This is a genomic window from Tardiphaga sp. OK245, from assembly GCF_900108575.1.
In the GTDB taxonomy this organism is placed as follows: domain Bacteria; phylum Pseudomonadota; class Alphaproteobacteria; order Rhizobiales; family Xanthobacteraceae; genus Tardiphaga; species Tardiphaga robiniae.
This window is the reverse complement of record NZ_FNWZ01000005.1, coordinates 277,484-296,133: the sequence shown is the minus strand read 5'-3', so window position 1 is coordinate 296,133 and position 18,650 is coordinate 277,484. Positions and strand designations below refer to the sequence as shown.

The window sequence follows — 18,650 nt, the reverse complement described above, 5'->3', positions numbered from 1 at the left end:
CAAGCCTTGGATGCCCGGACGTACAGCGAAGCTCGCTTCGCGTTGCCCGGGCATGATGGAACATAGAGACGCCCCATGAGACTGCCGCGCGAAATCGGACCTATTCACTTTGTCGGTATCGGCGGCATCGGCATGAGCGGCATTGCCGAGGTGCTGTGCAATCTCGGCTACACCGTGCAGGGCTCGGACGCTTCCGAAAGCGCCAACGTCAATCGCCTCAGAGAAAAAGGCATCACCATCCATGTCGGTCACAAGGCCGATAACGTGTCCGGCGCCGACGTGCTCGTCGTCTCCACCGCGATCAAGCGCGACAATCCGGAACTGATGGCCGCGCGCGCCCAGCGCATTCCCGTGGTGCGCCGCGCCGAGATGCTCGCCGAGCTGATGCGCTTGAAGAGCTGCGTGGCCATCGCCGGCACCCATGGCAAGACCACAACGACGTCGATGGTCGCCGCATTGCTCGATGCCGGCGAACTCGATCCCACCGTCATCAATGGTGGCATCATCAATGCCTATGGCACCAATGCGCGCCTTGGCGCGGGCGAGTGGATGGTCGTCGAAGCCGACGAGAGCGACGGCACCTTCCTGAAACTGCCGGCCGATGTCGCCATCGTCACCAATGTCGATCCCGAGCATCTCGATCACTTCAAGACCTTCGATGCCGTGCAGGATGCGTTCCGCCACTTTGTCGAGAACGTGCCGTTCTATGGTTTCGCCGTGATGTGCATCGATCACCCGGTGGTGCAGAGCATCGTCGGCAAGATCGAGGATCGCCGCATTATCACCTACGGACAGAACCCGCAGGCCGATGCGCGGCTGGTCGATCTGAAACCTGCCAATGGCGGTTCGTCCTTCAAGGTCGCGTTCCGCGATCGCAAGGCCGGCACCGCGCATGAGATCGACAATCTGCTGCTGCCGATGCCGGGTCGTCACAACGCACTGAATGCCACGGCAGCGATCGCCGTCGCGCATGAACTCGGCATGTCCGATGAGGCGATCCGCAAGGCCATCGCGGGCTTCGGCGGCGTCAAGCGCCGCTTCACCAAGACCGGCGAGTGGAACGGCGTCACCATCATCGACGACTACGGCCATCACCCCGTGGAGATTTCCGCCGTGCTGCGCGCCGCGCGTGAAAGCACCGCAGGCAAGGTGATCGCCGTGGTGCAGCCGCATCGCTACACGCGCCTGCAGTCGCTGTTCGAGGAATTCTGCACCTGCTTCAACGACGCCGATACCGTCATCGTCGCCGACGTCTATCCCGCCGGCGAAGCACCGATCGAGGGCATCGACCGCGACAATTTCGTGCTCGGCCTGCGCGCCCACGGCCATCGTGAGGTGATTCCGCTGCAGGAGTCCGCGGCGCTTGCGGGGGTGGTCGCTGGTGTCGCCAAGAGTGGCGATACGGTGGTGTGCTTGGGTGCAGGCAACATCACGCAATGGGCCTACGCATTGCCGGGCGAATTGAAGGCGCTGGGGTAGGGATTGTTGATGTTTGATATCGGCATCGCAACACACGCCGCTGCGCTCCCTCCCCCCTTGCGGGGGAGGGTCGGGGAGGGGGGTAACCCCGAGCGACGGCGCCTGCGGCTTACCCCCCTCCCGGCGCTACGCGCCACCCTCCCCCGCAAGGGGGGAGGGTGCACACTTCGCACCGTGCAAAACACGCTATGACCTTCCCCGACATCACCCCCCAACTCAAATCCGCCATGCCCGATTTGCGCGGGCGTCTGCTCGCCAATGAATCCCTCGCACCGCTGACATGGTTTCGCGTCGGCGGCCCCGCGCAGGTGTTGTTCACGCCGGCTGATGAAGACGATCTCGCTTACTTCCTCTCGAAGCTTCCCTCCGACATTCCCGTCACCGTCGTCGGCGTCGGCTCCAATCTCATCGTGCGCGATGGCGGCATCGAAGGCGTTGTCATTCGCCTGAGCCCGCGCGGCTTCGGCGCAACGTCAGCCGATGGCGACATTGTCAGCGCCGGCACGGCTGCGCTCGATAAGCGCGTGGCGGAGACGGCGGCAGCGGCGAATGTCGGCGGGCTGGAATTCTATTTCGGCATTCCCGGCTCCATCGGCGGCGCGCTGCGCATGAATGCTGGTGCCAATGGCGACGAGACCAAGGATGTACTGATCGAGGCCACCGGCATCGGCCGCGATGGCACGAAACATGTTTTCGACAATGCCGGCATGGCGTTCGTCTATCGCAATTCCGGTGTCTCACCGTCGATCATTTTCACGTCAGCGAAATTCCGCGGAGCTGTGACGGAGCCCGCCGCCATTCGCGCGCGGATGGAAGAAGTGCAGGCGCATCGCGAGACCGCGCAGCCGATCCGTGAGAAGACCGGTGGCTCCACGTTCAAGAACCCGCCAGGGCACAGCGCGTGGAAGCTGGTCGATGCCGCGGGATGTCGCGGACTGCGCGTCGGCGGCGCGCAGGTGTCGGAGATGCACTGTAATTTCCTGATCAACACCGGCGATGCCACAGCGAGCGATATCGAAACGCTCGGCGAGACCGTGCGTGCGCGCGTGCTGGCGCAGTCGGGCATCGACCTGCACTGGGAAATCAAGCGGATCGGCGTCGCACCGTAATACTATTTGTCTGATACGTTTCCTTGACGCGAACCGGCACCACTTCGCTCGGAAACGCTTTGGCTACTATTTCGGCGGTGGCGGTAGTGCCGACGCCGGTCCGGCCTCGCTGATGCTCAGCAGATTTTCCAGTGGCGCAGGGGCGACGCGGAAGGCGCCGTCGAACGGATGCTCCTGCAGCGCGATAATGCCGAGCGCGACGATGGCGCCGCTGGCGAACACCGTGAGCGCCGCGAGCATGGCCCGCGGACGTTCCAGATGCACCAGCGCCAGCGCCAGTTGCGTGATCAGCCCGAGCAACAGGACCGACGTCCATTTCAGATCGTTGGTGTGGTCGGTCGACAGGCTGAGCCGGTCGTTGCGCGCGGTCCCGGCGCGGATCGAGGCGCCCATCAGCGCCCCATGCACCGTGTTGCTGGCGTCGCGCGTGATGGCGGGGTCGCTGATTTCGCGCAGCAGGCTGTCATAGGCCACATCGGTGCGCGGCGACTTCAGGCCGAGGAGCATTGCCGGCCATTCCTCCGTTACTTCCGATGTCACATAGGCCTTCAGCGCGGCGCGTATGTTGGACATGTCGGTGACCGATGCCACGCTCAGCGTATGGATGTTGCGCAACTCGCCGGCCTCGATCTGAACGGCGCGGACGGCCTGGCGGTTGCGATCGCCGACGTCGCTGGCAAGGAAGCCCGTGAGCAGGCCGAACAGGATGGCCACCGAGGAAAAGAAGGGCGCGACGATGCCGTGGAGGGACTTCAGCCGCATCGACAGCAGCCGGCTGGATGTCAGCCCCACGAGGATCAGCGCGACTCCGTAATAGATGGTGCCCAGCGTCGCGAAGATGCCGAAGGTAGAGAGTTCGAGCCAGGCTCTGATCATCAGGTCGCTTCCATGTCACCGCGGGGCGGGCTCGCAAAACCGCCTCCGACAAGGCATTATATGACTCGGCTAGCGTGATGCTATTGCCTTGTCGGCAAAGGCGCGATTCGCGGATGGGTTCGGAGACGACACAATGACGGAGCAGGCGAGACCTCAGCGGATCACCATCATGTTTGGTGGCCTGAACAAGGAGCGTCTGGTGTCGGTGGCCTCCGCACAGGCGCTGCACAGCGCGCTGCCCGATGCGGATCTCTGGTTCTGGGATGCCGATGACCGCGTCTACGAGACGTCGGGCACGGCGCTGCTCTCCCATGATCGTCCGTTCGAGGATCCGTTCAAGCCCGGTGGCAGCAGCATCGGCGTGCTGACGCAGGCGCTCGACAAGGCCCAAGCCGAGAACCGCGTGCTGGTGCTCGGCATGCATGGCGGCGCTGCGGAAAATGGCGAGCTGCAGGTGATGTGCGAAATGCGCGGCATCCCGTTCACCGGTTCCGGTTCGGCGTCATCCAATCTGTCTTTCGACAAGGTCGGCGCCAAGCGTTTCGCGGCCATCGCAGGCGTGCCCATCGCGGCGGGTGTCGCATTGAACGACATGGAAGCCGCGCTCGCCGAATACGGCAAGCTGATCGCCAAGCCCGCACGTGACGGATCGAGCTACGGTCTGATGTTCGTCAATGCGAAGCAGGATCTCGTCGCCGTGCGCAATGCGGCCAGGACCGAGGACTATGTGATTGAGCCGTTCGTCGCTGGCGTTGAGGCCACCTGCGCCGTGCTGGAGCAGGCCGATGGCTCGCTGATCGCATTGCCGCCGATCGAGATCATTCCGGCCGATGGCGGTTTCGATTACGAGGCGAAGTATCTTGCGAAGTCGACGCAAGAGATCTGCCCCGGGCGTTTCACGCCGGAGGTTTCAGCGGCGATCATGGATCTCGCGGTCAAGGCGCACCGCGCGATGTCGTGCCGCGGCTATTCGCGGTCGGACTTCATCGTGTCGGCCAAAGGCCCAGTCTATCTGGAGACCAATACGCTTCCGGGCCTGACCAAGGCTTCGCTCTATCCCAAGGCGCTCAACGCCCAGGGGATCAGTTTCGTGGATTTCCTGAACGGGCAGATCGAGCTCGCGGTGAAACGGGCAGGCGGCTTTTAACCTCTCCCCGCTCTGTGCGGGGAGAGGTCGCCGCGTCTTCGCGGCGGGTGAGGGGCAGCGCACCGTGCTCTCCTCATCGCTGGCGTTTGCAGATCGAAGCGCCCCTCACCCCAACCCTCTCCCCGCAAGCCGTGCGAAGCGTAGCTTCGCTAGGGGGCGAGGGAGCGCACCAGCGATTCACCGCCGCACCACCCGATCCCCGCGTTAATTCTGGCAACCCGGCGATGCCAGCCATGAAGCCGCCGCAGTTCCCTCGGGCACGTCAGCCACACCTCGGCTAAAGTCTTCCACAGCCGCATCAAATCGCGCTCTGCGCCCATCCCCTTTACACTTTGTTTACCAGGAAGGCCGAAGGTTAACGCTGGCGGCGCGTGTGCGCTTGGCTGCCGAGGCGTGAGCTTTGCGGGGACTCCGTGACGACGCGTATCGATGGAAAACCGGCCTTTTTCAAAGGCTTGAATCCATCCCGGCAGGACCGAGACGTCACTCGCGCCTCAAGTCCCGCGCCAATGCGGACGTAACCTGTGACGAGCTCGTGGTATGGATGGTGGAGGACGCCTCTCTCGGTCGGTGCGACCCTTGAGGCCCCAAGCTGATCTTAAAATGGCTGCCCTTGGGGCAGGCATTCTGCTGCGTGAGCAGCTGAGCCCGCTCGCCCGCTTCTGGGCCCGTTTTCGTGCCGCCAAGCCTGCCGTCCGCGAACAGAGTTCCAATCGCTTCATCGCGACGCTTGAGCGTTACGCGCCGCGCCGCGTCGGAATTGCGGCCACAGTGTTGATGCTGACGGGCAGCCTCGCGCTTGGCGTGGTCAAGGGCAATCACGTCGACGAAATGGTCGAAGCTTTTAGCGATGCGCGCAACGCTGCGGCCAATGCCGCCGGCTTCCGCATTGCCTCCGTCATTCTCAACGGCCGCAAGCAGCTGACCCAGGACGAGATCCTGGCCATCGGCGGCGTCAATGGTCGCTCCTCGCTGTTCTTCCTCGATGCCGCGGCTGTCCGCGACAAGCTCAAGGCCAATCCGTGGATCGCCGACGCCAATGTGCTGAAGCTGTATCCGAACCGTCTGCAGATCGATGTCACCGAGCGCACGGCCTTTGCGCTGTGGCAGGAGGACGGTCGTCTCTCGGTGATCGCCGATGACGGTGCCGTTCTCGAAAACTACGTGTCGCGCCGCTTCATGTCGCTGCCGCTGGTGGTGGGCAAGGGCGCCGACAGCAACGCTAGGGATTTCCTCGCGCTGCTGGATCGCTACCCACAGGTCCGCTCGGTCACCAAGGCCGCGATCTTCGTCGGTGAGCGCCGCTGGAATCTCCGCCTGAAGGATGGCCTCGACATTCGCCTCCCGGAAATCGACGTCGGCAACGCGCTGGCCATGCTCAGCAAGCTCGACAAGGAAGATCGCCTGTTCTCGCGCGACATCGTCGCCATCGACATGCGGCTGTCGGATCGGCTGACCGTGCGGCTGTCGGAAGACGCAGCGAAGGCGCGCGAAGATCTGTTCAAGGCACAAGACAAGTCCAAGAAGAAGGCTGGCGCGGCATGACCGGTCTCGATCGCAACCAGGCGCCGAAAACGCGTCAGATGGCGGCCAACCGCACCGCGCTGGTGGCGTCGCTGGACGTCGGCACCAGCAAGATCGCGTGCATGATCGCGCGTCTGCGGCCATCCGCGCCGAACGAAGCTCTGCGTGGCCGCAGCCACGCGGTTGAGCTGATCGGCTACAGCCAGATCCAGTCGCGCGGCGTCAAGTCCGGTGCGATCGTCGATATGGGCGAGGCCGAGCAGGCCGTCCGTCAGGCGGTGGCGCTGGCCGAACGTATGGCCAAGGTTCGCGTCGAATCCGTGCTGCTGTCGGTCTCGGCCGGTCGCCTGCAGGGCCAACTGATTGAAGCGTCAGCCGATATCAAGGGCGGCGCCGTCACGGCCTCCGATATCGCACGTGTCACTTCGACCGGCATGCGCCACGCGACGCCGCCGGGCCGCACGGTGCTCCATGCATTGCCGGTCGGCTATTCGCTCGATGGCGTGAAGGGCATTCGCGATCCCAAGGGCATGGTCGCCTCGCAGTTCGGCGTCGATATGAACGTCGTCACTGCGGACGCGACGGTCGCACGTAACCTGATGCTGGTCGTCGAGCGCTGCCATCTCAATGTCGAAGCCATGGCTGCGGCGCCTTACGTCGCAGGTCTCTCTGTTCTCACCGACGACGAGACCGATCTCGGCGCTGCGGTCGTCGAGATGGGCGCAGGTACGACAACGATCGCGACCTATTCCGGCGGACGCTTCGTGCACGCGTCGGGATTTGCGGTCGGCGGGCAACACATCACCATGGATCTCGCGCGCGGACTCGGTGCTTGCATCGCGGATGCCGAGCGAATCAAGACGTTATATGGCACGGTGCTGACGGGTGGCTCCGATGCGCGCGAACTCATGAACGTGCCGACGGCTGGTGATAACGATCGCGATTTTCCGCAGGTCGTATCCCGCGCCACGATCGCGAACATCGTGCGTCAGCGTGCCGAGGAGATTTTTGAAATGGTCAGGGACCGGTTGGCGGATTCGCCCTTCGCTGCAGAACCGCGCGCACGCGTGGTGCTGTCAGGCGGCGCGTCGCAGCTCACGGGCCTTGCCGAACTCGGCAGCCAGATTCTCGGACGGTCCGTTCGCATTGCACGACCACTCGGCTTCGGCCGGCTGCCCAATGAAGCCAAGAGCGCTTCGTTCGCGGTGCCGTCGGGCCTCTTGGTCTATCCGCAATTCGCTCATCTTGAACATGTCGAACCGCGGCATACGCGGCAGCTCAAGACAGGGACCAGTGACGGTTATTTCGGAAAGGTCGGACGATGGCTTCGAGAGGGCTTCTGATGAAATTTTTCCGGCCAGTGTTTTTTCCATCTCCGACGCCATCGGCCACCGGCCAATGGCATGACCACACAACGCGCGCGTAATCGAGAGGCAACCTCATGACCATCAATCTCAACGTTCCTGATATCAGCGAGCTGAAGCCCCGCATTACCGTGTTCGGTGTCGGTGGCGCTGGCGGCAACGCCGTCAACAACATGATCACCGCCGGTCTGCAGGGCGTCGATTTCGTCGTCGCCAACACCGATGCGCAGGCGCTGACTATGTCGAAGGCCCAGCGCATCGTGCAGATGGGCACGCAGGTCACCCAGGGTCTCGGCGCTGGTTCGCAGCCCGACGTTGGCGCTGCCGCCGCGCAGGAAGTCATCGACGAAATCCGTGATCACCTGACCGGCGCCAACATGGTGTTCGTCACCGCCGGCATGGGCGGCGGCACCGGCACCGGTGCAGCGCCCGTTATCGCCAAGACCGCGCGCGACATGGGCATTCTCACCGTCGGCGTGATCACCAAGCCGTTCCACTTCGAAGGCCAGCGCCGCATGCGCACGGCCGAAGCCGGCATTGCCGAGCTGCACAAGGTGGTCGACACGCTGCTGATCATCCCGAACCAGAACCTGTTCCGGGTCGCCAACGAAAAGACCACCTTCGCCGACGCCTTCGCGATGGCCGACCAGGTGCTCTACTCGGGCGTTGCCTGCATCACCGACCTGATGGTCAAGGAAGGCCTCATCAACCTCGACTTCGCCGACGTGCGCGCAGTCATGAAGGAGATGGGCAAGGCGATGATGGGTACCGGCGAAGCCACCGGTGAGAAGCGCGCGCTGACCGCAGCGGAAGCTGCTATCGCCAACCCGCTGATCGACGATAGCTCGATGAAGGGGGCCCGCGGCCTGCTGATCTCGATCACCGGCGGCAAGGACCTGACCCTGTTCGAAGTCGACGAAGCCGCGACCCGTATTCGCGAAGAAGTCGATGCCGACGCCAACATCATTGTCGGCGCCACCTTCGACGAGAGCCTCGACGGCGTGATCCGCGTGTCGGTCGTCGCCACCGGAATCGAGCAGGCCATGCTGGCCCGTAATTCCTCGGCTCCGGTCACCACCGTGACCTCGGCCGTTGCGGCTCCTGCTGGCAACGGCGCTCCGGATGCCCGCCTGGCCGATCTGACCGCGCGTCTTCGCGCGGACAACCAGCGTCTCGCTGCCGCAGCGGCTGCCAAGTCTGCCGGCGCTCCGGCGCCCGCTGCCGCGCCCCGCGCCCCGGCGACCAGCCATGAGCGTGCCGCGCTCGCTGCCATCGCCGCTGCCGTGGCTCCGGAAGCCGCTGCGCCGCAGCAGTATGGCGACGTAATGGTACGCCCGATCGCGCAGAAGCCCTCGCTGTTCCCGGAAGCGCCGCGTCACGAAGCCCCTGTCGAAGCGCCGATCCCCGAACAGTTCATTCCGCCATCGGCCGAACGTGCTCCGCTGCGCGCTCCGCGGATGCCGAAATTCGAAGAACTGCCGATGCCGGCCCAGAACGAGATCCGTCAGGCACGCGGCGAATCGGAAGAGGAACCGCAGAAGGCTCGTCTGTCGCTGCTGCAGCGTCTGGCCAATGTCGGTCTCGGTCGCCGCGACGAGGAAACGGAAGCGCCGGTCTCCGGTCGTCCGTCGGCTCCGCCGATGGCTCCGATGCCGCCGCTGCCCGAGCGTAAGCCACAGCGCAGCGTCGCCCAGCAGATGGGCAACGAGCCGCCGGTGTCTGAATACGCCCGCCGTCCGGCACCGCAGGGCCTTGATTCTCATGGCCGCCCGGCACCTGTTGCGCCGGCGCCACAGGGCGACGATCATCTGGATATCCCGGCCTTCCTGCGCCGCCAGACCAGCTGACATTTGTTACAATCGTGTCGACGACAGAAGCCCCGGCTGGCTCAGCCGGGGCTTTCGTTTGTGACAGCCGCCAAAAGGCAGCAGGATTTCTTAACCTATTGATAGTAAGTCATTAATCTTTACCGACGCGCTCTGCCAAGGCTCGAAACGGACGTGGAACCGGCAGAAATTTTGGTTAACCCCTGGCCTGATTGCGGCAAAGGTGGGGTAACAATCGGTAAAAAAGCGTGAGTTGGCGCACTTTGTGGCAGGGGTTAATGTGACTGCGACTCGGGGACTCAGGAGGCCGCAAGGTTCGACTGAGAGAGTCCCTCTCATGACGAGAGGCTACTTGGGTGGGTACCTTATGACTTTCAGCCGACAGACAACGCTTGGATCGCAAGCCACCGTTACCGGTGTCGGCGTCCATTCCGGAAAGCCTGTCAGTCTCACGCTTGGACCTGCGCCCGTCGATGCAGGTTATATTTTTGTTCGCACCGGTCTTGAAGGTGCCGATCGCGAAATCCAGGCCGACGCCAAATCCGTTATCGCCACCGAGTTTGCCACCGTGCTCGGCGATCGTGAAGGCCCAATCGTTTCCACCGCCGAACATGTTCTTGCTGCGCTGCGCGGCATGGGCATCGACAACGCCACCATCGAAGTCGATGGACCGGAAGTGCCGATCATGGACGGCTCCGCAGCCGCCTTCGTCGCCGCCATCGATCAGGCCGGCGTTGTGGAGCAGGGCGCCCGTCGCCGCTTCATTCAGGTTCTCAAACCGGTGCAGGTTGCCATCGGTGACTCGTTCGGCGAAATCCGCCCTCACGCTGCGGGCTTCCGCGCTGAAGTCGAAATCAGCTTCGCCAATCCGGTGATTGGCCGCCAGAGCTACGTGCTCGATCTCAATCCCGAATCCTTCCGCCGCGATATCGCCCGTGCACGCACCTTCGGTTGCATGAACGACGTGGCCCGCCTCTGGAGCGCCGGTTTCGCGCTCGGCGCGTCCTTCGAGAATTCCGTCGTGTTCGACGATGACAAGCTGCTCAACACCGAAGGCCTGCGTTACAGCGATGAATGCGCCCGCCACAAGGTGCTCGACGCCGTCGGCGACCTCGCGCTGGCCGGTCTGCCGATCCTCGGCGCCTACCGCTCGGTGCGCGGCGGCCATAAGCTCAACAATGCCGTGCTCTGCGCCCTGATGGCCGATCGTTCGGCCTGGAAGATCGTCGAAGCCGATGCCGTCCCCGTCCGCCGCGGCCGCGCCAGCGCCGATGTCACCTCGGGCATGCTTGGCGGCATGATCGCCCCGGCTTTCGGCCCGGACGTTTCCTGAGCCGCATAGCTCGGGCGCCATCGCTTTTTATTCACAGAGCGCTTAATCAGCTTGGCTGTTTAGCTAAGCACGCACCTGTTCTGTGGGCTTATGAGCCACGACGTTCGGGTATTTCTTCATGATCCGTCGGTAGCTCAGCCAGGACGTGATCGAGACCATGGCGGCAAAGAGGATGGGCGCAGCGAACGGCAGAATATCAAGGCTGTTCATCGAGGCCTCGAAGGTCATAGGTTCAAATCCTATCCCCGCAACCAATGATTTTAATGACTTATAATTCATAACTGAGCGCCATTGGCGCTCTTCAGGTTTTTGGCTAGCACAACAAAAAATACCTCAGCGAAAACAAGTATCTGTACATCTGTTCCGCTAGCACAAATGTGATCCGAGTGGCTCGCCGCAGGAGAGGGCTGCACCCCTCACTGGAATTCGCTTTTGCCGCACTCCATATATTTATGGTAGGATTTGACCATGAATCGAACTGAAGCCCTGAAGAGATTGCGTGCGTTCACCGGCGCTCTGAAGGAGCGCGGGGCGACCTCGCTTTATCTGTTCGGGTCCACGTCACGCAATGAGGCGAACTCTCAGAGCGATCTTGATCTCTTCCTGGATTACAACCCCCGCAGCAAGTTCAGTGCCTTCGACCTAGTGGCCGCCAAGCGGCTGCTGCAGGAAGGGTTGGGCGTTGATGTGGACCTCACTACGCGGAGCGGTCTGCATCCCTTGATCCGCAAGAAGGTTGAAGCCGAGGCCACTCGGGTCTTCTGATGCCGCGTACCCCTCTGCTCCGCATTCACGACATGCTGGAAAGCATCAAGGGGATCGAAAAAGCCATCCGTGGAAAAACCTATCGCGACTACCAGCGGTCATGGGTTTTGCGGTCAGCGCTGGAGCGCGGAATAGAAGTCATCTCCGAGGCAAGTCGCCATCTTGGGCCTAAGCTCAAAGCCCAACACAAAGAGGTGCGCTGGAAGGATATCGCCGGGATCGGTAATGTCCTGCGTCATGAGTATCAGCACGTCGATGAGCGCATCATCTGGAATGCGGTGAAGAACGAGCTGCCCCCGCTAAAGGAGGCGCTGCTGGCTCTGCAGGAGTCGCTGGCGGACGACGAGTAGCGCCTTATGCAGATTGCAGGTGCTCGTTGGATTTCGATGGCACGATGAAGGGGCTGCGAGATCGTCTTCATGAACACTCGAATCGAACTTAGGCCAGCACAGCAAGATGACTTTGCCATGGCTCTTGATCTCTATCTCACAACGATGCAGCCCTATACGGCTGAGCTCATGACGTGGGACGATGTAAAGCAGCGTGAAAGCTTCACCGTACAGTGGAAGCCTGAAGCTTCAGAGGTCATCGTTTTCGAAGGCCAAGCTATCGGTTGGTTTGAGGCGCACACCATAGAGACAGGAACGTTGCTTCAACAGTTCTTCATTGCGCCTGAGTGCCAGGGAAAAGGTATCGGTACGCAGGTGCTTGAGCATCTTCTGGAACGATGGTCGAAGACGGGTATGCCGGTCTTCTTGACTGTGCTCAAAAATAATCCGGCTCGCAGGCTCTACGAGCGCTTTGGATTTGTGGTGATCGGCGAAGTCGGCGTCAAATTCCAGATGAGGCGCACTCCCGCGAATGCTTGCTGACTTGTCTGGCATTCCCCATTCCCGAAGGATCGTCAGGTAATTATCGTTTGCCCGCCGCCGTACAAACGAAGGCGAGCTCTTCCCAAACCCTCGATGATCAGTGCGACCGTAATGCTCTTGGGGCAGGCAACGTCATGGTCAGACGGCTATTCCCGAAGGTAGTATAGGCTAAGAAAATTAGCACAAGCGCTAGCACATAAATATTTTCAGAGCAGTTTAGTCAAAATAAATCAGAAACTTGCACGATTTGCCATCGGTCTCCAAATCGACTTGTCGTGCTGAAGTTGCGGCCCGAAACGATAGTATTTCGACAATATGGGCACTCCCACACCCGCTCCGCCCAAAGTCACGGACGCTGAGTTGCACCAATTGCGATGAGCTTGAGGGGGTCGTTTTTGACCACGCTCATGGGAACTGGCGCCTTGGACGTTAATCTACCTAAGGTAAAGTGATGTGTATATTGCATCTAGGGGCATGTTAGCCACCAGGGGAAGCAATTCATTTCATGGGAGCAGGCTGCGTTGACCGCCCCCGAAGACATCCCCGGTAACCATAACCGTCTGTATCTCCACATCCTTCGCCTTAATCCGGGCGAAATGGCTCCGTATCCGGTTGGTTAACGGATGTCATTCGGGTAGATAGAGCACGCGGTCAAGCGAAGCTGCGGGCGCGTATCCGGTTGGTCCGTGATTGTGCGCGTACCGCGCAGACACCGCATGAAGGCGTCAGGTCTCAGATATATGTCGGCACAGCGCATTACGCTCGAATCCAGCGGTTCACTGTTCACCCGTTTCGGCCGCCAGGCGCGGTTCGCCGCGGGCCTCATCGTGCTGGCCGTGCCGCTGAGCGGCTGCGGCACCGGCGCGATCTGGGACAAGTTTGGCACCAAGGACGACACCTTCGTCGAGGAGCCCGCCGACAAGCTCTACAATGAGGGCTTGTACCTCATGAACCAGAACAAGGATCCGAAGGCCGCCGCGAAGAAATTCGAGGAAGTCGATCGTCAGCATCCGTATTCGGAATGGGCGCGCAAGTCGCTGCTGATGTCGGCCTATGCTGCCTATGAATCCGCCGATTACGACACCTGCATCGGTTCGGCGACGCGCTATGTCACCCTGCATCCCGGTAGCCCGGATGCGGCCTATGCGCAGTATCTGATCGCCGCCTCGCATTACGACCAGATCCCGGACATCTCGCGCGATCAGGGCCGCACCGAAAAGGCGATGGCTGCGCTCGAGGAAGTGGTCCGCAAATATCCGACCTCGGAATATGCGACCTCGGCCAAGAAGAAGCTGGAAGGCGCACGCGACCAGATTGCCGGCAAGGAAATGGAAATCGGCCGCTACAATCTCGACAAGCGCAATTACACCGGCGCCATCAACCGCTTCAAGACGGTGGTGACGCAGTATCAGACCACGCGTCACGTCGAGGAAGCGCTGATGCGCCTGACCGAGGCCTATATGGCGATCGGCGTGGTCGGCGAGGCGCAGACCGCTGCCGCCGTGCTTGGCCACAACTTTCCTGACAGCAAGTGGTACAAAGACGCCTACAATCTTGTAAAGTCCGGCGGTCTCGAGCCGAGCGAGAACAAGGGGTCTTACCTGAGCAAGGCCTTCAAGAGATTTGGCCTCGGTTAGGAACTGACCTCCCATGCTGGCCCGTCTGTCGATCCGTGACATCGTCCTGATCGAACGGCTCGATATCGAGTTTTCCCGCGGTCTTGCAGTGCTGACCGGTGAAACCGGCGCCGGCAAATCCATTCTTCTCGATGCGTTTGCGCTGGCGCTCGGCGGCCGCGGCGATGCCGGGCTCGTGCGCCACGGCGTCGAGCAGGGCCAGGTGACGGCCGTGTTCGACCTGGCCAAGGGCCATCCGGCGCTGGCGATTCTCAGAGACAATGGCTTCGACGACGATTCCGGCGAGATGATTCTGCGCCGCGTGCAGCTCGCCGATGGTCGCACCCGTGCCTTCATCAACGATCAGGCGATCTCTGTGCAGACCATGAAGGCGGTCGGCGCCGCTTTGGTCGAGATCCACGGCCAGCACGACGAGCGCGCCCTGGTGGACGCCGCCACCCATCGCCGGCTGCTCGACGCCTTCGCCGGGCTGGAGAAGGACGTCACTGCGCTGGAGACACTCTGGGACGCCCGCAAGACCGCTTATGCGGCGCTGGAGACCCATCGCGCCAATATGGAGCGCGCTGCCCGCGATGCCGATTATCTGCGCCACGCTGCGGACGAGCTGAAGAAGCTCAATCCGAAGGACGGCGAGGAGAGCAAGCTTGCGGAGCGCCGCACCGGCATGATGCAGGGCGAGAAGATCGCGGCCGATTTACGCGAGGCCCAGGAGGCTGTGTCCGGCCATCATTCGCCGATTTCGTCGCTGGCTGCCACCGTGCGCCGGCTGGAGCGCCGCGCCGGTTCATCGCCGTCGCTGGTCGAGCCCGCGGTGAAAGCGATCGATGTCGCCATCAACGCGCTGGAGGAGGCCGACCAGCATCTTGCCGCCGCGCTCATCGCCGCCGATTTCGATCCTGCGGAACTCGAGCGCATCGAGGAACGGCTGTTCGCGTTGCGCGGCGCCGCGCGAAAATATTCGACACCGGTCGACGGGCTCGCCGCGCTGGCCGCGAAATACTTTGCCGATGTCGCCACCATCGATGCCGGCGCCGGCCAGCTCAAGGGTCTGGAGACCGCGGCCTCCGAGGCCGACAAGAAGTACAGCGCTGCGGCGACCAAGCTTTCGGCCGCGCGCATCAAGTCCGCCGAGAAGCTCAACAAAGCCGTCATCGCCGAGCTCGGCCCGCTCAAGCTCGAACGTGCGAAGTTCATCACCCAGGTCGACAGCGATGCCGCGACGCCGGGTCCGCACGGCATCGACCGCGTCGAATTCTGGGTTCAGACCAATCCCGGCACCCGCCCGGGCCCGATGATGAAGGTCGCCTCCGGCGGCGAACTCTCGCGCTTCCTGTTGGCGCTGAAGGTGGTGCTGTCCGACAAGGGCTCCGCACCGACTTTGGTGTTCGACGAAATCGACACGGGGGTCGGCGGTGCCGTCGCCGACGCCATCGGCGCGCGCCTGGCGCGGCTCGCCGGCAAGGTCCAGGTCATGGCCGTCACCCACGCCCCGCAGGTGGCGGCTCGAGCCGACCAGCATCTGCTGATCTCCAAGGATGCCCTCGACAAGGGCAAGCGCGTGGCGACGCGCGTCAACACGCTGGCGGAGGATCACCGCCGCGAGGAAATCGCGCGGATGCTGGCCGGTGCGGAGATTACCGCCGAGGCGCGGGCCGCAGCGGAGCGGTTGCTCAAGGGTGCGGCGTAAGACGCGCGCAGTTGGGCCTCACACTGTCATTCCGGGGCGCTCGCCTCTTGGCGAGCGAACCCGGAATCGCGACGTGCGCCTTGTTTCACCATTGTACTCCGTCATGCCCGGCCTTGTGCCGGGCATCCACGTCTTTACAACAGCGCTTCAAGACGTGGATGGCCGGGACAAGCCCGGCCATGACGAACATCGGTGACCGCGTATGGCAAAACCCGCAAAAACTCCCCCCGACATCTCCACGCTCACGAAGCCCAAAGCGAAGATCGAGCTGATGCGGCTGTCGCTGGAGATGGAGGCGCATAACAAGCGCTACTATCAGGACGACGCACCGACGGTGTCGGATGCGGAGTATGACGTGCTGCGTCGCCGGGTCGAGGCGATCGAAGCCAAATTCCCCGATCTCGTCACCGGCGCGTCGCCGACACAGACGGTCGGCGCAGCGCCCGCGCGCGGCTTTGCCAAGGTGCAGCATGTGGTGCCGATGCTGTCGCTGGGCAATGCGTTCAGCGATGAGGAAGTGACCGAATTCGTGGCGCGCATCCAGCGCTTTCTCAAACTTGATGAGATCCCGGCCATCGTCGCCGAGCCGAAGATCGACGGTCTGTCGCTGTCGCTGCGCTACGAGAACGGTGAGTTGATCCGCGCCGCCACGCGGGGTGACGGATTCACCGGCGAGGACGTCACTGCGAATGTCCGCACCATCAAGGACATTCCCGAGAAGCTGAAAGGCAAGCACATCCCTGCCGCCTGCGAGCTGCGCGGCGAGGTCTATATGCTCAAGAGCGACTTCCTTGCGCTCAACAAGAAGCAGGAAGAGGCTGGCGACACCGTCTTTGCCAATCCCAGAAATTCCGCTGCCGGCTCGCTGCGCCAGAAGGACGTGGCGATCACTGCGTCACGTCCGCTGAAGTTCTTCGCCTATGCCTGGGGCGAGATGTCGGACTATCCGATGGCGGAGCCCACCCAGCACGCCATGATCGCGTGGCTGGACAAGGCCGGCTTCACGGTCAATCCCGAGATCACTTTGTGCAAGAGCGTTGATGACGCGCTGGCCTTCTATCGCCGCATCGGCGAGATCAGAGCGAAGCTCGGCTATGACATCGACGGCGTCGTCTACAAGGTCGACCGCATCGACTGGCAGGCGCGATTGGGTTTTGCCGGCCGCGCGCCGCGCTGGGCGATCGCGCACAAATTTGCGGCCGAGCAGGCGACCACGGTGCTGGAGAAGATCGACATCCAGGTCGGCCGCACCGGCGCGCTGACGCCGGTGGCGCGGCTGATGCCGATTACGGTCGGCGGCGTCGTGGTGTCGAACGCCACGCTGCACAATGCCGATTACATCAAAGGCATCGGCAATGACGGCCAGCCGCTACGCGACGGCGTCGATATCCGCGAAGGCGACACTGTCATCGTGCAGCGCGCCGGCGATGTCATCCCGCAGGTCGTCAATGTTGTCCTCGACAAGCGCCCGAAGAGCGCAAAGCCGTATGAATTTCCCACCAAGTGCCCGGTCTGCGGCAGCCACGCGATCCGCGAGAACGACGAAGTCGTCACGCGCTGCACCGGCGCGCTGGTCTGCCCGGCGCAGGCAGTCGAGAAGCTCAAGCATTTCGTCTCGCGCCTCGCCTTCGACATCGATGGGCTCGGCGACAAGCAGATCCAGGAATTCTACGATGAGGGGATCATCATGCACCCCGTCGATATCTTCACGCTGGCCAAACGCGACGAGCGCAACACCAAGAAACTGCGTGACCGCGAAGGCTATGGCGAGACCTCGGTGCGCAACCTGTTTGCCGCCATTGATGACCGCCGCAAGATTGAACTCAATCGCCTGATCTTCGCGCTCGGCATCCGCCATATCGGCGAAGGCAATGCCAAGCTGCTGGCGCGACATTACGGCTCATTCACCGCGTTCCGCGATGCGATGCTGCCGGCCGCTGCGGGGCAGGGCGGCGAGGAGAATACGTCTGAAGCCTATGCCGATCTCAACGCCATCGACGGCGTCGGTGAAATCGTCGCGGACGCGGTCGTCGAGTTCTTTGCCGAGAAACGTAATGTGAAGGCGCTCGATGAATTGCTGAGCGAGATCGAGGTGCTCGATGTCGCGCAGGCCAAGACCGATACGCCGGTGGCCGGCAAGACGGTGGTGTTCACGGGCTCACTGACCAAGTTCACGCGTGATGAGGCGAAGGCGGGTGCCGAGCGTCTCGGTGCCAAGGTCGCAGGCTCGGTGTCGAAGAAGACGGACTATGTCGTCGCGGGTGAGGACGCCGGTTCGAAACTCACCAAGGCACGCGATCTCGGCGTCGCGGTGCTCACGGAAGACGAATGGCTGGCGCTGATCGGGGGGTAAAGACCCGCACGGTCATTCCGGGGCGTGCGCCGCCGGCAAAGCCGGCAGAGCACGAACCTCGATCCACACTCGTCATTCCGGGGCGCATGAAAGCGGCGGAGCCGCTGCAATGCGAACCCGGAATCCCGAAGTGTTTTGCTGAACATGTCGAGATTCCGGGTTCGCCTGCGCGAAGGCGCGCAGCCGCCCCGGAATGACGAGTGGTGGGCGGGCGCAAAGCTCCTAAACATTTTTTCCTACATTCTGTTGACAGTATCTCCGTCAGGTTTATATTCCCTTTCGTCCTGCCCCACCGAGAGGGGCGATCGCGATCGTCACGTTCGCGGGGCAGGATGCGGTGGACGCCGGAGATGCGGCGTCACGCGGTTCATGGGGGGCGTCTGTCTTCGGGCAGGACGGATCTGCGCCAGCACTGCCACTGGCAAGGAGACGGCCGACCTTCGGATGGAAAGACTCCTGGACAGTGTGACGGACGACCAATTCGAAACGCGTTCGGCCAAGTGCTTTGCGGCTACCCTGTCCCTCCGCCCTGGGACATTAATTTTGGTGATGGGACCGTTCGCCATGGCAGATGTGCAAGCAACCGAAAAAACACCGCATGCGGAACGTCGGGCACGCGCTCGGCGCCTCCGAAAGTCCTGATGCACACTAACCTGCGGAAGACCGCATTCGCATCAG

The 18,650-nt window shown here is 62.5% G+C and carries 15 protein-coding genes; 13 read left to right on the top strand and 2 right to left on the bottom strand.

Going from position 1 to position 18,650, the window contains the following annotated elements; all coding sequences use genetic code 11:
* Positions 1-75: 75 nt before the first annotated feature.
* Both murC and murB read left to right on the top strand, forming a co-directional pair.
* Complete coding sequence (gene murC, locus BLW80_RS24455) at positions 76-1,479, top strand: UDP-N-acetylmuramate--L-alanine ligase (protein WP_093760516.1); 1,404 nt, start codon at positions 76-78, stop codon at positions 1,477-1,479.
* Positions 1,480-1,667: 188 nt separating this feature from the next.
* The gene (gene murB / locus BLW80_RS24450) at positions 1,668-2,588 is read left to right on the top strand and encodes a UDP-N-acetylmuramate dehydrogenase (protein ID WP_093760514.1); all 921 of its coding nucleotides are present in this window, start codon (positions 1,668-1,670) and stop codon (positions 2,586-2,588) included.
* Positions 2,589-2,654: 66 nt separating this feature from the next.
* On the opposite strand, the gene BLW80_RS24445 is transcribed toward murB, so the two are convergent.
* Positions 2,655-3,464, bottom strand: coding sequence for a bestrophin-like domain (locus BLW80_RS24445; RefSeq protein WP_093760512.1), 810 nt, complete (start codon positions 3,462-3,464; stop codon positions 2,655-2,657).
* Positions 3,465-3,597: 133 nt separating this feature from the next.
* On the opposite strand from BLW80_RS24445, the gene BLW80_RS24440 reads away from it, so the two are divergent.
* The 5 genes from BLW80_RS24440 to lpxC all read left to right on the top strand — a co-directional run bounded on the left by BLW80_RS24440 (position 3,598) and on the right by lpxC (position 10,658).
* Entirely contained in the window at positions 3,598-4,611 is a 1,014-nt protein-coding gene (locus BLW80_RS24440; protein ID WP_093760510.1) for a D-alanine--D-alanine ligase family protein, read from the top strand.
* A 540-nt stretch (positions 4,612-5,151) separates the two neighbouring features.
* The gene (locus BLW80_RS24435; protein ID WP_089267340.1) at positions 5,152-6,156 is read left to right on the top strand and encodes a cell division protein FtsQ/DivIB; all 1,005 of its coding nucleotides are present in this window, start codon (positions 5,152-5,154) and stop codon (positions 6,154-6,156) included.
* Positions 6,153-7,478, top strand: coding sequence for a cell division protein FtsA (gene ftsA / locus BLW80_RS24430; protein WP_068734085.1), 1,326 nt, complete (start codon positions 6,153-6,155; stop codon positions 7,476-7,478). The genes BLW80_RS24435 and ftsA overlap by 4 nt, the downstream gene beginning before the upstream one ends.
* A 98-nt stretch (positions 7,479-7,576) precedes the next feature.
* A complete protein-coding gene (gene ftsZ / locus BLW80_RS24425; RefSeq protein WP_093760508.1) occupies positions 7,577-9,346 on the top strand; it encodes a cell division protein FtsZ in 1,770 nt (589 codons plus the stop codon).
* 346 nt (positions 9,347-9,692) lie between these two features.
* Complete coding sequence (lpxC, locus tag BLW80_RS24420) at positions 9,693-10,658, top strand: UDP-3-O-acyl-N-acetylglucosamine deacetylase (RefSeq protein WP_089267338.1); 966 nt, start codon at positions 9,693-9,695, stop codon at positions 10,656-10,658.
* 63 nt (positions 10,659-10,721) lie between these two features.
* Here the strand turns inward: lpxC and BLW80_RS30490 are convergent, their stop codons facing one another.
* Positions 10,722-10,886 carry a hypothetical protein gene (locus BLW80_RS30490; RefSeq protein ID WP_170849789.1) on the bottom strand — a complete coding sequence of 55 codons (165 nt, stop codon included), beginning with the start codon at positions 10,884-10,886 and terminating at the stop codon, positions 10,722-10,724.
* 240 nt (positions 10,887-11,126) lie between these two features.
* On the opposite strand from BLW80_RS30490, the gene BLW80_RS24415 reads away from it, so the two are divergent.
* The 6 genes from BLW80_RS24415 (at position 11,127) to ligA (ending at position 17,972) form a co-directional block, all read left to right on the top strand.
* The gene (locus BLW80_RS24415; protein WP_093760506.1) at positions 11,127-11,423 is read left to right on the top strand and encodes a nucleotidyltransferase family protein; all 297 of its coding nucleotides are present in this window, start codon (positions 11,127-11,129) and stop codon (positions 11,421-11,423) included.
* Positions 11,424-11,455: 32 nt separating this feature from the next.
* Entirely contained in the window at positions 11,456-11,773 is a 318-nt protein-coding gene (locus tag BLW80_RS24410; RefSeq protein ID WP_170849788.1) for a HepT-like ribonuclease domain-containing protein, read from the top strand.
* Between the two features lie 69 nt (positions 11,774-11,842).
* On the top strand, positions 11,843-12,295 hold the full coding sequence (locus BLW80_RS24405; RefSeq protein WP_093760502.1) for a GNAT family N-acetyltransferase: 453 nt from the start codon (positions 11,843-11,845) through the stop codon (positions 12,293-12,295).
* A gap of 740 nt (positions 12,296-13,035) precedes the next feature.
* A complete protein-coding gene (locus BLW80_RS24400; protein WP_089267568.1) occupies positions 13,036-13,932 on the top strand; it encodes an outer membrane protein assembly factor BamD in 897 nt (298 codons plus the stop codon).
* A 13-nt stretch (positions 13,933-13,945) separates the two neighbouring features.
* Positions 13,946-15,619 carry a DNA repair protein RecN gene (recN, locus tag BLW80_RS24395; RefSeq protein WP_093760500.1) on the top strand — a complete coding sequence of 558 codons (1,674 nt, stop codon included), beginning with the start codon at positions 13,946-13,948 and terminating at the stop codon, positions 15,617-15,619.
* A 202-nt stretch (positions 15,620-15,821) separates the two neighbouring features.
* Positions 15,822-17,972 carry an NAD-dependent DNA ligase LigA gene (gene ligA, locus BLW80_RS24390; protein WP_093760498.1) on the top strand — a complete coding sequence of 717 codons (2,151 nt, stop codon included), beginning with the start codon at positions 15,822-15,824 and terminating at the stop codon, positions 17,970-17,972.
* Positions 17,973-18,650 lie beyond the last annotated feature (678 nt).